The sequence below is a fragment of the Mesorhizobium sp. BR1-1-16 genome (genome assembly GCF_020165495.1).
Taxonomy (GTDB): Bacteria; Pseudomonadota; Alphaproteobacteria; order Rhizobiales; family Kaistiaceae; genus Kaistia.
The window spans coordinates 143,771-157,141 of the sequence record NZ_JAIUIE010000009.1 but is presented as its reverse complement, the minus strand read 5'-3'; the positions used below and the strand labels follow the sequence as shown (position 1 = coordinate 157,141).

At 65.2% G+C, this 13,371-nt stretch carries 14 protein-coding genes and 1 pseudogene; 10 read left to right on the top strand and 5 right to left on the bottom strand.

What is annotated here, in order from left to right:
- Positions 1-8 precede the first annotated feature (8 nt).
- The 3 genes from LB518_RS18375 to LB518_RS18365 all read right to left on the bottom strand — a co-directional run bounded on the left by LB518_RS18375 (position 9) and on the right by LB518_RS18365 (position 2,583).
- Complete coding sequence (locus LB518_RS18375; RefSeq protein ID WP_224579239.1) at positions 9-1,283, bottom strand: GNAT family N-acetyltransferase; 1,275 nt, start codon at positions 1,281-1,283, stop codon at positions 9-11.
- Positions 1,284-1,369: 86 nt separating this feature from the next.
- Entirely contained in the window at positions 1,370-2,116 is a 747-nt protein-coding gene (locus tag LB518_RS18370) for a glycerophosphodiester phosphodiesterase family protein (protein WP_224579237.1), read from the bottom strand.
- Between the two features lie 2 nt (positions 2,117-2,118).
- On the bottom strand, positions 2,119-2,583 hold the full coding sequence (locus tag LB518_RS18365; protein WP_224579234.1) for a RidA family protein: 465 nt from the start codon (positions 2,581-2,583) through the stop codon (positions 2,119-2,121).
- Between the two features lie 260 nt (positions 2,584-2,843).
- On the opposite strand from LB518_RS18365, the gene LB518_RS18360 reads away from it, so the two are divergent.
- Positions 2,844-3,665: a cell envelope integrity EipB family protein gene (locus tag LB518_RS18360; RefSeq protein WP_224579233.1), complete on the top strand. Its 822-nt coding sequence runs from the start codon at positions 2,844-2,846 to the stop codon at positions 3,663-3,665.
- Here LB518_RS18360 and gph read toward each other — a convergent pair.
- Positions 3,662-4,345 (bottom strand): phosphoglycolate phosphatase, encoded by a 684-nt coding sequence (gene gph, locus LB518_RS18355; RefSeq protein ID WP_224579230.1) that lies wholly within the window; start codon positions 4,343-4,345, stop codon positions 3,662-3,664. The genes LB518_RS18360 and gph overlap by 4 nt on opposite strands.
- A gap of 179 nt (positions 4,346-4,524) precedes the next feature.
- Between gph and rpiA the strand changes: the two genes are divergently transcribed.
- The 6 genes and pseudogenes from rpiA to LB518_RS18325 all read left to right on the top strand — a co-directional run.
- Complete coding sequence (gene rpiA / locus LB518_RS18350; protein ID WP_224579229.1) at positions 4,525-5,223, top strand: ribose-5-phosphate isomerase RpiA; 699 nt, start codon at positions 4,525-4,527, stop codon at positions 5,221-5,223.
- A 28-nt stretch (positions 5,224-5,251) separates the two neighbouring features.
- Entirely contained in the window at positions 5,252-5,758 is a 507-nt protein-coding gene (locus tag LB518_RS18345; RefSeq protein ID WP_224579227.1) for a DUF2059 domain-containing protein, read from the top strand.
- 112 nt (positions 5,759-5,870) lie between these two features.
- On the top strand, positions 5,871-7,241 hold the full coding sequence (gor, locus tag LB518_RS18340) for a glutathione-disulfide reductase (protein WP_224579225.1): 1,371 nt from the start codon (positions 5,871-5,873) through the stop codon (positions 7,239-7,241).
- Positions 7,242-7,337: 96 nt separating this feature from the next.
- Positions 7,338-8,621 (top strand): MFS transporter, encoded by a 1,284-nt coding sequence (locus LB518_RS18335; RefSeq protein WP_224579223.1) that lies wholly within the window; start codon positions 7,338-7,340, stop codon positions 8,619-8,621.
- A 51-nt stretch (positions 8,622-8,672) separates the two neighbouring features.
- The gene (locus LB518_RS18330) at positions 8,673-8,864 is read left to right on the top strand and encodes an Ada metal-binding domain-containing protein (protein WP_353619968.1); all 192 of its coding nucleotides are present in this window, start codon (positions 8,673-8,675) and stop codon (positions 8,862-8,864) included.
- A gap of 98 nt (positions 8,865-8,962) precedes the next feature.
- Positions 8,963-9,652: pseudogene (locus tag LB518_RS18325) on the top strand (DNA-3-methyladenine glycosylase family protein); the annotation flags it as partial.
- 71 nt (positions 9,653-9,723) lie between these two features.
- On the opposite strand, the gene LB518_RS18320 reads toward LB518_RS18325, so the two are convergent.
- Positions 9,724-10,083 carry a nuclear transport factor 2 family protein gene (locus tag LB518_RS18320; RefSeq protein ID WP_224579222.1) on the bottom strand — a complete coding sequence of 120 codons (360 nt, stop codon included), beginning with the start codon at positions 10,081-10,083 and terminating at the stop codon, positions 9,724-9,726.
- Between the two features lie 131 nt (positions 10,084-10,214).
- Here LB518_RS18320 and LB518_RS18315 point away from each other — a divergent pair, with 131 nt between their 5' ends.
- From LB518_RS18315 to LB518_RS18305, 3 genes are all read left to right on the top strand, one after another.
- The gene (locus LB518_RS18315) at positions 10,215-11,012 is read left to right on the top strand and encodes a helix-turn-helix transcriptional regulator (protein ID WP_224579220.1); all 798 of its coding nucleotides are present in this window, start codon (positions 10,215-10,217) and stop codon (positions 11,010-11,012) included.
- 142 nt (positions 11,013-11,154) lie between these two features.
- A complete protein-coding gene (locus tag LB518_RS18310; RefSeq protein WP_224579218.1) occupies positions 11,155-12,543 on the top strand; it encodes a class II 3-deoxy-7-phosphoheptulonate synthase in 1,389 nt (462 codons plus the stop codon).
- Positions 12,533-12,937 carry a GFA family protein gene (locus LB518_RS18305; protein WP_224579216.1) on the top strand — a complete coding sequence of 135 codons (405 nt, stop codon included), beginning with the start codon at positions 12,533-12,535 and terminating at the stop codon, positions 12,935-12,937. The genes LB518_RS18310 and LB518_RS18305 overlap by 11 nt, the downstream gene beginning before the upstream one ends.
- The last annotated feature ends 434 nt before the right edge of the window (positions 12,938-13,371 follow it).

Below are 13,371 nucleotides of genomic sequence, written 5' to 3'. Positions count from 1 at the left end.
ACCTGTCGTTATCTCGCCGGCGGTTCCGCCTTGAAAGGCGTGTGCTCGTCGAGGATTTCATGCTCGGCTTCGACGGCCGCGCGCTCCCGCTGCAGATAATCCGCAACCGCAGTTCGAAAGTTCCGATCGGCGATCCAGTGGGCGGAGCGCGTGATGACCGGCCGGTAGCCGCGGGCCAGTTTGTGTTCACCCTGCGCGCCCGCTTCGACGCGCGGCAGGCCATGGGCGATCGCCCATTCGACGGCCTGATGGTAGCAGATCTCGAAATGCAGGAACGGCACCTCCTCGAGCGTGCCCCAATAGCGGCCATAAAGCGCGTCGGAGCCGATGAGGTTGAGCGCTCCGGCGATACGTTCGCGGCCGCGTTTGGCGAAGATCAGCAGGACGCGATCGGCCATCGCCTCGCCGAGCAGCGAGAAGAAGCGCCGATTGAGATAGGGCCGGCCCCATTTGCGCGCGCCGGTATCGGTATAGAACGCGAAGAACGCATCCCAAGCCGCCTCGTCGATGGCCTTGCCGGTGAGGATCTCGACCTCTAGCCCGCCCGCGAGTGCATCGCGCCGCTCGCGCCTTATGGTCTTGCGCTTGCCGGACGAGAGCGCGTCGAGAAAGTCCTGGAAGTCCCGATAGCCGGGGTTGTCAAACTGGAACTGTTGGTCGACGCGCGGCAGGAAGCCCGCGCCGCCGAGGATCGCCGCGTCTTCGTCCTCGAGGAAGGTGGCATGCACCGAAGAGGCGCCGATGCGGCGGCAGAGCTCGCCGAGGCCGGCGGCAAGCGTTGCCTTGGCCGAGGTCCCCGCATCCGGCCGGACTAGCAGGCGCCGTCCGGTCACCGGTGTGAACGGCACCGAGACCTGGAGCTTTGGATAATAGCTTCCGCCAGCGCGCTCGAAGGCGTCGGCCCAGCCATGATCGAAGACATATTCGCCCATTGAATGGGTCTTCTGATAGCACGGCACGATTGCCTCGGGCCGGCCATCCGCATCGTCCAGCACGAGGTGTCGGCCCTGCCAGCCTGTGCGGCCGACCGCAGAGCCGGCCTCCTCCAGACACCTCAGAAAATCGTGCGAAATGAAGGGGTTATAGGCCGGTCGCTCAGAAACCGATCCATTGTGCTCAGTTTTTGAATCCGCATTGCCGCGTAAGTCGTTGAAAAACGAGCCGGTATCGGCGCCGAAGGGCGCCTCGGAGTTCCAGCCGGGATTGGCGCAGGCATCCCATGCCTCACGTTCGATCTCGCCAAGCGAGGACAGGACAGTGAGGCGCGCGGCAGAGGCGCTCATCGGCAGGCGACCTTTGGATGTCGTGGGAGATGCATCCGATCATCTAGGGCTCGTAACTTCAAGCGCAAGCCGCCGAGCCAGAGCTTTCACACGTCGGGATCGAAGCCCTCGAATGTGATCTGGTCGGCGACGCGGCTTGCCTTTTCGCGGTCCGCCTCTGTGCGGACGGTCCAAGTGATCAGCGGCCGGCCGAGCGCGCGCACGATCGAAGGCGCGAACGAAGGAAGGCCCTTCAGATCATAGGAGACGAAACCGGCACCGACCCGCGGAACATCGAGCAGGTGACGGAATCGGAACCGCTGCCCGGCCGTCAAAAATCCCCAGTCGCTGAGGTCGGTGTACCGATCGGCCACGATGCCGCGCGGTATCGCCGGTGCGAGATGCTTCATCGCCGCCATCGAGTCGGGATCGAAGGACATGACGACGCAGGGGCCACCATAAGCGGCAAGGATCGGCGCCACGGCGGCTTCGAGGCGGCGGTCGCCCTTGAATTCGCTCTTGAGCTCCAGCACCAACGGGACCGCACCCGCGACCGTCTGCAGCAGCTCGGCGAGGGTTGGCACTGAATCACCGCCGCCGCGGAAGGGCAATGCCTTCAATGCGGCGAGGCTGAAGCCGTCGACCCGGCCGGTCGCGGCCAGCAGACGATCGACGGTTTCGTCATGAAAGACCACGACGGCGCCGTCGGCGGTCAATTGCAGGTCGACCTCGATGGCGAAACGATGCGCGATGGCCGCGCGCACCGCCGAGAGGGTATTTTCGATCCGCCCTTCGGCGCTCGCGTGATAGCCGCGATGGGCGATCGGGCGGGCGGTCAGCCAGGACGGTGCCATGATCAGGCGATCTCGATGACGGCTTCGACTTCGACAGCGACGCCGAAGGGCAGCGCCGAGACGCCGACCGCGGAGCGCGCATGGCGGCCCTTGTCGCCGAATACCTCGACCATAAAATCGGATGCGCCGTTCACGACCTTCGGCTGGTCGTTAAAATCCGGCGCGGAATTGACGAAGCCGACCAGCTTGACGATCCGTCCGACCCGATCGAGATCACCAAGGGCGGCGCGGGCCTGCGCCAGGATGTTGATGGCGCAGAGGCGGGCGGCGACGCGGCCGTCGTCGATGTCGAGGCCGGCTCCGACCTTGCCGACATATTGGATGCCTTCGGCGCCGACGGGAATCTGCCCGGAGATGTAAAGCATGCCGCGGCTCTCGACATAGGGCACGTAGTTGGCGGCTGGCGCGGCCGGCTGAGGCAGGGTAACGCCGAGGGTCTTCAGGCGGGCTTCGATGGCGCTGGTCATGGGGCTTCTCCGGTCGGACAGGCGATTAGCGACGGTTTCGCCCGAATTCGGCCGTGCTGCAAGGCAAGAACCGGTTCATCATGCCGGCGGGGTCGATCGAATCGGCGTGGACTTCGCTGGAATTGCAGATTGAAATGCCGATATGTCGCCGGGAAGACGGCGGGAACGAGGGTGGTCGCCACGGCCATGATGGAGTGACAGGAATGGTTGCCACCCTGACGATGCCTGTATCCGGGCGCCGCTTAGCCGCGGCAGGCCTTATGGCGGCTCTTCTCGGTTCCGCTGCATCGGCCCATGCGGCCGTACCGCCCGGCCCCGCGATGGTGGCCCACCGTGCCGTCTACGAGCTGACCCTCGACCAGGACAATTCGTCCGATACGGTCAGCGATGCCGAGGGCCGCATGGTCTATGACTTCGCCGGCACGCCTTGTGACGGCTACACGACGCGGCTGCGCTTCGTGACGCGGATCAGCGATGAGGACGGCAATGCGCGCCTCACCGATGTCGCGACGACGACGTTCGAGGACACTGCCGGCAAGACCTTCAATTTTTCGACCAAGAGCTTTGTCGACGGGACCATCTCGGAGGATTCGTCCGGATCGGCCGCTCGCGAGGGCTCGAAAGTCGACGTCACCATCGCCAAGCCGAAGGCGCAGCACTTCGCGATTGCCCCGAATTTCCAGTTTCCGAACCAGCATCTGGCCGCGATCATCGCCGCGGCGCAGCGGGGCGAGCATTTCCTGCAGGTCGATCTCTTCGATGGATCGGACCAGGGCCAGAAGTCCTATGAGACCTCGGCGGTCATCGGCGCGGAAAATTCAGGCACTGATGAACTCGGCGACGAGGCGACCGCCAAGGGGGCGGGTCTCGCCAATATCCGCTCATGGCCGGTAACCATCAGCTATTTCAGCGGCGCCGATGATAGTGGCGAGCAGAAGCCGTCCTACGAGCTCTCGTTTATCATCTATGAGAACGGCATCACCCGGCGCATGAAGCTCGACTATGGCGACTTCGCGCTGCAGGGGAAGCTGGTGAAGCTCGATCTCGCCCCGACGCGGGTCGCGGCCAAGGCCTGCCGCTAATGCGTGCCTGAAAGATCGGGCCTGAGCCGCGCAACGGCGCCGATCAGCTCGTCGTAATGGCTGATCACGGCGTCCGGGCCCAGCTCCGTCACCGGGATCGGCGTATAGCCGAAATCGACCGCGACGACCGGGATGCCCGCCGCCTTGGCGGTGTCGATGTCGGTCTTCGAGTCGCCGACCATCAAGGCTGCTTCCGCCGCACCGCCAGCGCGGCGGATGGTTTCGGTGAGCGCGATCGGATCGGGCTTCCGCGCCAGGAATGTATCGGCGCCGCAGATCGCGGCGAAGCGGTCGGCGAGACCGAGGCGGCCGAGCAACTCGATGGAAAGGTGCTCGAGCTTGTTAGTGCAGACGGCGAGAATCCAGCCTTCGGCCGCGTAGTGGTCGAGTGCTGCGACGAGCCCCGGATAGGGCCGGCTGAGGTCTGCGATGTGATCGGCATAGTGGGCGATATAGTCGTCGAACAAGCGGTCGATGATCGCCGCTTCCCGCGTCACGTCATTGGCGGCGAGGCCGCGTTCAATCAGGACGCGCGCGCCGTGTCCGACCATCGAGACGGCGCTTTCGAAGGGCAGCGCGGCGAGGTTCTCGCGCTCGAGGATGACGTTGAGCGTGGCGACGAGATCATGGGCCGTGTCGATCAGGGTTCCGTCGAGATCGAAGACGAGGGTAGGGCGCATGCGGCGGACTTCCGGCTGGAGGGCGGCGGGAGCATAGCCGCAGTTCGCGGGCGGACAAGGGCCGGAGGTCACAAGCCAGGAAGATGCTGGGCGAAGCCGGGGCAGGCGTTGGCGTGGCAGGTGCCGCGTGCTAACACACCAGCCGCCGCGCAGGCTGCGGCACAGGCCGGACGGGACCGATGAGCGACAGTGACGATCTGAAGAAGCAGGCGGCGCTTGCCGCTCTCGACCATGTCCAGTCCGGCATGAAGCTCGGCATCGGGACCGGCTCGACGGCGGCCTTTCTCGTCAAGGGTCTCGGCGAGCGCGTGCGGGCTGGCCTCGACATTGTCGGCGTGCCGACTTCGGAGCGAACGGCCAAGCTTGCGACGGCCGAAGGAATCCGCCTGACGACGCTCGACGAGACGCCGCATCTCGACCTCACGATCGACGGTGCCGACGAGCTCGACCGTTCGCTGCAGCTCATCAAGGGCGGCGGCGGTGCGTTGCTGCGCGAGAAGATTGTCGCTTCGGCATCGGACCGCATGATCGTCATTGCCGATGGTTCCAAGCTGGTCGACCGGCTCGGCGCGTTTCCGCTGCCGATCGAGGTCAATCATTTCGGCCTCGGCGCGACGCTGATCGCCATCGAGACGGCGGCGCGGCGGCTCGGCCAGGCTGTGACCCTGAAGCGCCGTCTTGCGGCTGATGGCAGCGCGTTCGTCACCGACGGCGGGCACGCCATCATCGATGCATCATTTGGCCTCATTCGCGAGCCAGAAGCCATGAACCTTGCCCTCGCCGCGATTCCGGGGGTGGTGGAGCATGGTCTGTTCATCGGCATTGCGACCGCCGCCGTCATCGCCCGTTCCGAAGGCGTCATCTGGTTGCACGCCTAAAGTCATTCGCCCCATGGGAGCCCGTTCAATGAACCTCATCCACTCGTCCCTCCGCGCGGCGGTCCTCGCCATAGGCCTGATGGTCGGCTGTGTCGGCGCCGCTTCCGCCGAGGAGGTGACCGAGGCGCATCTGCAGGCGGCGGTTGCCGCGGTGCAGGCTGCCAAGACCTCGCGGGGCTTCGACAACTTGCTGCCGCTCCTCGCCCAACAGACCCAGAACCGCCTGATCCGCATGCGTCCTGATCAGCACGTCCTCATCGGTCAGGTCGTCGACGCCGAGGCGCTCGACCTCGTTGCCCGTCGCGCCGATCTCGACAATGACGTTGCGCGCATCTGGGCGAAGTACTTCACCGAGGACGAACTGAACGCCATCACCACCTTCTACAAGAGCCCGGCCGGTTCGAAGCTTGCCGATATCGGTCCGAAGGTCGTCGGCGAGACGCTGCAGTCCGTCAAGGGCTGGTCGGATCGCGTCGGCGAGGAGATGTTCGAGAAGTCGCGCGAGGAGCTGAAGAAGAAGGGCGTCGACCTCTAGGCTCTGGCGCGACCGGCCCAGCCGGTCCTATATATGCAGCGAAGCCGGCCCGCTCGTGGCCGGCTTCGTCGTCTTCAAGCGGCGTTGTTTTCGGCAAAGGGCATCCAGGATCATGGCGGAGTTCGACGTCGACCTTTTCGTTATCGGCGCGGGTTCGGGCGGGGTGCGCGCCGGGCGGATCGCGGCGCAGCACGGCGCCCGGGTCATGGTCGCCGAAGAGGACCGGGTCGGCGGAACCTGCGTCATCCGCGGCTGCGTGCCCAAGAAGCTCTTCGTCTACGCGTCGCGCTTCGCAGAGGATTTCGAGGATGCCGCCGGCTTTGGCTGGACGGTCGCCCCGCCGAGTTTCGATTGGCCGACGCTGGTCGCCGCGAAGGACCGGCAGATCGACACCCTCAATGCCGCCTATATCCGCAATCTCGAGCGTTCCGGCGCCAAGCTGGTTGCCGCGCGCGCCACGATCGAGGATCCGCACACCGTCCGCCTGGCCGACGGCACCATCGTCACGGCGAAATATATCCTGGTCGCGACGGGATCGACGGCCTTTGTCGATCCGGCCCTCGAAGGCCGCGAATTGGTGATCACGTCGAACGAGGCGTTTCATCTGCAGAGCCTGCCAGAAAAGATCGTCATCATCGGTGGCGGCTATATCGCGGTCGAGTTCGCGGGCATCTTCAACGGCCTCGGGGTCGAGACGACGCTGATCCATCGCGGTGACAAGCTGTTGCGCGGTTTCGACGATGATCTGCGGCATGGCCTTGCCGAGGCGCTGGAAAAGAAGGGCATTCGCCTGGTGCTCGGCGATAGTCCCGCGCGGATCGAGAAGGGCGAAGGCGGTCTTCTCGTCCACACGATGGCGGGGCTGGCCATTCCGGCGGGCCAGGTCATGGTCGCGACGGGGCGGCGCCCCAATACGAGCGGGCTCGGGCTGGAACAGGCCGGCGTGCAACTCGACGGCGCGGGCGCGATCACCGTTGACGAGCGTTCGCAGTCGAATGTGCCGTCGATCTACGCCGTCGGCGACGTCACCAACCGCATCAACCTGACGCCGGTCGCGATCCGCGAGGGCCACGCCTTCGCCGATACGATCTTCGGCAATCGCGACGTCGTCGTCGATCATCTCGGCGTGCCGAAGGCTGTGTTCTCTCAGCCTGAGATCGGCACCGTGGGCTTGTCGGAGGAAGAGGCGCTGGCGGAATTCACTTCGGTCGACATCTTCAAGACAAGCTTCAAATCGCTGAAGAACGGTCTCTCCGGCCGCGATGAGCGCATGCTGATGAAGCTCGTCGTCGATGGCGACAGCGGTCGTGTGCTCGGCTGTCACATCCTCGGCCACGACGCTGCCGAGATGATCCAGCTCGTTGCGATCGCCATCAAGCTCGGCGCCACCAAGGCGCAGTTCGACGCGACGATGGCGCTGCATCCGACTGCGGCGGAAGAACTCGTGACCATGCGCGAGCCCTCGATCCGGCATCGTCGGTAGGTTTCTCGTCTTTTTGCTTGTGAATCTGCGCTTTCGGGGCCAAACAACGCCGATCGCCAACATACGAACGGCGCATAGACGCCGAGAGTGATCCCCATGACCGCAATTGCTGCACCCGGTCGCCGTCTGCTTGACGGAAACGACTACAAGACCCTTGCGCTCTCCGCCCTCGGTGGCGCGCTCGAGTTTTACGACTTCATCATCTTCGTCTTTTTCGTCACCGTTCTCGGCCATCTGTTCTTCCCGCCGGAAATCCCGGAATGGGTGCAGCAGGTTCAGGCCTTCGGGATTTTTGCGGCCGGCTATCTGGCGCGCCCGCTCGGTGGCCTCGTGATGGCGCATTTCGGCGACCGGCTTGGCCGCAAACGCATGTTCACACTGTCGATCCTCCTGATGGCGCTTTCGACGCTCGGCATCGCCGCGCTGCCGACCTATGCGACCATCGGCATCGCCGCGCCGATCCTGCTGCTGGCGATGCGCGTCCTGCAGGGCGCGGCGATCGGCGGCGAGGTTCCCGGCGCCTGGACGTTCGTGTCCGAGCATGTGCCGGTGCATCGGATCGGGCTTGCCTGCGGCATCCTCACCTGCGGCCTCACGGCGGGCATCCTGCTCGGTTCGCTGGTCGCGACCGCTGTCAACGTCATCTTCACGCCGGCCGATATCCTCGGTTTTGCCTGGCGCGTCCCGTTCCTGCTCGGCGGCGTGTTCGGGCTGGTTGCGGTTTATCTGCGCCAGTGGCTGGCAGAAACGCCCGTCTTCATCGAGATGAAGGCCCGCAAGGCGCTGGCCGCCGAACTGCCGCTGAAGGCGGTGCTGCGCGACCACCGGGGACCGACCATCCTTTCGATGCTGCTGACCTGGATGCTGTCGGGCGCGATCGTCGTCGCAATCCTGATGACGCCGACGCTGCTGCAGACACTCTACAAGATCCCGGCGACCGATACGCTCGCCGCGAACTCGATCGCGACGCTGTTCCTGACATTCGGCTGCGTCCTGGCCGGCCTCATCGTCGACAAGGTCGGCGCTGGCAGGTTCTTCACCATCGGCAGTCTCTTCTTCGGCGCCGCTACCTATTATTTCTATTCCTCGGTCGCCGCCGATCCTGCGACGCTCTATCCGCTGGCGGCTCTGGCCGGATTTTCGGTCGGTGTCATCGGCGCCGTGCCCTATGTGATGGTCAAGGCATTCCCGGCGGCGGTGCGGTTCACCGGCGTTTCGTTCGCCTACAACATCGCCTATGCGATCTTCGGCGGCCTGACCCCGCTGCTGGTGACGCTGGCGCTGAAGTCGGACCCGATGGCGCATGCGCACTACCTCGCGTTTCTTTCACTGCTCGGCGCGGGCATCGGTGTCTATCTCTGGTCCAGGGATCAGCACTGATCGCGCAGGAAGCGGGTGGCCGGACGCCTCGCGCCCGGTCATGATCGGCTCATGAGCACAACCGTCCCGTTCCCAGCCGAAGCCCGCTTCTATGGCGTGACGACAACCGGCATCTTCTGCCGGCCGGATTGTCCTTCGAGGTCGCCCCGGCCGGAGAATGTCCGCTTCTTCGCTGATGCAGCCGCGGCCGAGACAGCCGGCCTCCGGGCCTGCAAGCGCTGCGCGCCGGACCTGGAACCGTGACGGCGTTTGACGTCCCGCTGCCAGCCGGCTACCGGAGCGCCGATTTCCTCGCCTATCATGGCCGCGATGCGCTGAGCGTCAGCGAGCGCGTCACGGGCATGGTGCTCGAAAAGCCGCTCTGGCTATCGGGCGGCTTGGCCCTGCTCTCGCTTGAGATCGGTGACGCCGTGGCGATGGCGCGCTTCGACCGGGCGCTAGGCGACGCCGAGAGCATCGAGGCGCATGACATTGTCGCGCGGCTTCTAGGGTTCTCTAGCGATCCGGCCGGTTTCGAGGCCATGCCGGCGGCGGCGGCGATTGCTGCCGCTCGTCCCGGCCTCCGCATTCCCCTGACCGCGACGGTTTTCGAAGCGGTGTGCTGGGCTGTCATCGGCCAGCAGATCAACCTGACCTTCGCGGCCGCCCTCAGGCGCGAGATGATCGCGCTCGCCGGAACGCCAAATCCAGGCAGCGGTCTTCTCGCCCATCCCGGCCCGGCTGCCGTGGCATCGCTCGATCCTGCAGATCTCGCGGCGCGGCGCTTCTCGCGCTCCAAGGCGCGCTATCTGGTCGAGACATCTGCCGCGATCGCCGCCGGCACGCCTTCTCTCGAAGGCCTTGCGGCTGCCGGGCCGGAAACGGCCGAAGCGGCGCTGACGGCGCTGCGCGGCATCGGACCCTGGACGGCGCGCTACATTCTGCTGCGCGGCTTCGGCTTTCCCGACGTCGCGCCGGTTGGCGATTCCGGCCTCGCGACCGGGCTCGAACGGCTCCATGGCCTCGACCGGCGCCCCGATATTTCGGAGCAGGAGGCCGCGATGCGGGCCTTCGCGCCACATCGCAGCCTCGCCACGGTTCATCTTTGGGCGAGCCTCAAGGATCAGCCCGGCGCGAAGTCAAGGAAGCCGACCACGCTGGCGAACCGGCCGGATGCAATCGTCGCGAAATCGGTCCCGCCCGCCACGGCCGGACCGGAGGCTGGGCCGAGCGTCCAGCTGAAGCGCAGCCGGTCGCCATAGGCATCGACGCTGCCGGCCGGTGCAAACCGGAAGTCTGGAAATTGCGCCTGCACGGCGGCGACCAGTCCGTCGATGCCTGCATGCCCTTCGACCTCGGCCAGCGGATCGCCATAGGTGGCGCCCTCGGCAAAGGTCTCGGCGACAAGCGTGCTCCGGCGATCGGGATCGCGCTCGTTCCAGACGGCGATATAGCGCTCGGCAAGCGTGGCTGCATCGGTCATGTTGGTCTCCTTCACAATCGCCACCGGCCAATCCGGGGCGTCGACGGGCAGACCCTGCGGTCCCGATTGAACGGCGTCGATTACCTCCGAGGTCATTGGATGCCGCGCCCGAGGCGGCTAGTTTTGACGCCATGACAGCCACAAGCAGCACCTCCTTCGGCGAGGAACTCCGCAATTGGCGCCTCCGCCGGCGTCTCAGCCAGTTGCATCTTGCCGGCGAGGCAGATCTCTCGGCGCGCCATCTCTCCTTTCTCGAGACAGGTCGCTCGCGGCCGAGCCGCGCCACGGTTCTGAAGCTTGCCGCGCAGCTCGACCTGCCGCTGCGCGAGCAGAACGCCCTGCTGCTGGCCGCAGGCTTTGCACCCGTCCATACGGAGCGCCGGCTCGACGATCCGGATCTTGCGGCGGCGCGCGATGCGGTCCGGCGGATCGTCGATGGCCATCAACCCTATCCGGCCCTTGCGATCGACCGCCACTGGACCATGATCGAGGCCAATGCCGCCGTGGCGAGGCTGATCGAGGGCGTTGATCCGGCCCTCTTGAAGCCTCCGGTCAATGTTCTGAAGCTGGCATTGCATCCGGCTGGCCTCGCCGCGCGCACGGTCGATTTTCCGCTCTGGCGCGCGCATCTCCTCGGCCGCCTGGCCCGCGAGGCTGAATTGACTGGCGACCCGAAGCTGCAGGACCTGCATGCTGAACTGGACGCCCTTCCGGCCGGCGGACCGCGCCGGATCGCATCGCCCGCACCCTATGGTGGTATCGCTCTGCCATTTCGCATCCGCGTCGGCGATCAGGTGCTGTCCTTCATCACCACGACGACGGTTTTTGGCGGGCCGGCCGATGTGACGCTGTCCGAGCTTGCGATCGAGGCGTTCTTTCCGGCCGACGAGGAGACCGCTGCGCGGCTGCGCAGCCTCGCTCTTGGCTGACGCGGTTCGCCGCGGCGCTGTGGCAGTGCAGCATGGCTGACGATTGGCGAGCGGGCCGAGACGCGTGTATAAGGGCGCCTTTCCGGCCGGCAGGGCAGGGCGCCGATTGGGCGCCGCATGCCGGCTCGCAGTGGAGCGGATCATGATCAAGACAGGCTGGACCCCCGCGAGCTGGCAGCAGAAGCCGATCCAGCAGGTGCCGGATTATGCCGACAAGGCTGCGCTCGAAGCGGTCGAGGCAAGGCTTGCGACCTATCCGCCGCTGGTCTTCGCGGGCGAGGCGCGGAAGCTCAAGAAGGGCCTCGCTTCCGTCTCGCGCGGTGAAGCCTTCCTGCTCCAGGGCGGTGATTGCGCCGAGAGCTTCCTCGAGCATCACCCGGACAACATCCGCGATTTCTTCCGTGTCTTCCTGCAGATGGCCGTGGTGCTGACCTTTGCCGGTCAGATGCCGGTGGTGAAGGTCGGCCGGATCGCCGGCCAGTTCGCGAAGCCGCGCTCGGCGCCGATGGAGAAAATCGGCGATATTGAGCTGCCGTCCTATCGCGGCGACAATATCAACGGCATCGAGTTTACGCCCGAGGCACGCAATCCCGATCCGCGCCGGATCGAGGACAGCTATCGCCAGTCGGCGGCGACGCTCAACCTGCTGCGGGCTTTCGCGCAGGGCGGCTATGCTAATCTCGAGCATGTGCATCAATGGATGCTCGGCTTCGTCAAGGACAGCCCGCAGGGGCACCATTACCAGGAGATCGCCGACCGCATTTCCGAGGCGATGGCCTTCATGCGCGCCTGCGGCATCGATCCGGAAACGGCGCCGTCGCTGCAATCGACCGATTTCTTCACCTCGCATGAGGCGCTGCTGCTCGGCTACGAGCAGGCGATGACCCGCGTCGATTCGACGACCGGGGACTGGTACGCCACGTCAGGCCACATGCTATGGATCGGCGACCGCACCCGCCAGCCCGATCACGCCCATGTCGAATATATGCGCGGCGTGAAGAACCCGATCGGCCTCAAATGCGGCCCCTCGCTCACCGGTGATGGGCTGATCGAACTCATCGATCTGCTGAACCCCGAGAACGAGCCCGGCCGGCTGACGCTGATCTGCCGCTTCGGCGCCAACAAAGTGTTCGATCATCTGCCGCAGCTCATCCGCGCCGTCGAGCGCGAGGGCCGCTCCGTTGTGTGGTCGTGTGATCCGATGCATGGCAACACGATCAAGGCGGTGACCGGCTACAAGACGCGGCCGTTCGACCTGATCCTCAAGGAAGTGAAGAGCTTCTTCGAAGTTCATGCCGGCGAGGGTACATTCCCCGGTGGCATCCATATCGAGATGACCGGCAAGAACGTCACCGAATGCACCGGCGGCGCGCGGGCGATCACGGACGAGGACCTTTCGGATCGTTATCACACGCATTGTGATCCGCGCCTCAACGCGGATCAGTCGCTGGAGCTCGCCTTCCTCGTCGCCGAACTCCTGAAGACGAGCCGCACCGGTCAGCAGAAGCAGGCGGTCGCGAGTGGCTTCTGAGGCTGCCATCCATCACGGCGCCTGCCTTTGCGGCGCCGTGCGCTATCGCGTGGCCGGTCCACTCGCGCCGGTCGTCGCCTGCCATTGCACCCTGTGCCGGCGGCAGACTGGTCATTTCCTCGCCTCGACCAATGTCGCCGAAACGGATCTCGCCCTCGAGGGCGTCGGGCATGTTCGCTGGTACGCCGCCTCCGAGATCGCCGAGCGCGGCTTCTGCGGAACGTGCGGCTCGGTGCTGTTCTGGCGAAGGCCAGGCTCCGGGCGCATCGCGATCGCGATGGGCGGCTTCGACAAGCCGACCGGCACATCCATCGACCGGCATATCTTCGTTGCCGACAAGGGCGACTATTACGAGATTGCCGACGGGATCCAGCAGTTCCCGGGCGACGATTGAGGCCCATGCATATTACTTCATGGGTTGGCGGTCAGCCCTCCAACAGGTCCCCAGGATGTATAGCACACGCAAGGCTGATTACCCTCCCCGGTACCATAAGGGCAGCCCCCGAAATTCGTCATGCACACTCGAGGCCGTATAGAACCCAAGAGGTTTTGAAGGTTTAGGTTGAAGATAGAGCTCGCCGGCGAATCTGGACCATTTGTGTTGCTGCACGACGTTACGCTTAGCGGAACGAGCAGCCCCGCAGCGATCCGAAGCAGCCGTAATCTGCCGCGTAACACGGCGCTATTTGCCATAGGTGACCGTGGGCGAGACGGTCACTGCGCTCGAAGCCATCGCATCAGAGTTTGGGCCATGCGTTTCAGCGCATCCACATAGAAGCGCAAGGCACAAAAAACAGGCTGACAGAACACGCGTGTTCATGAAGGCCC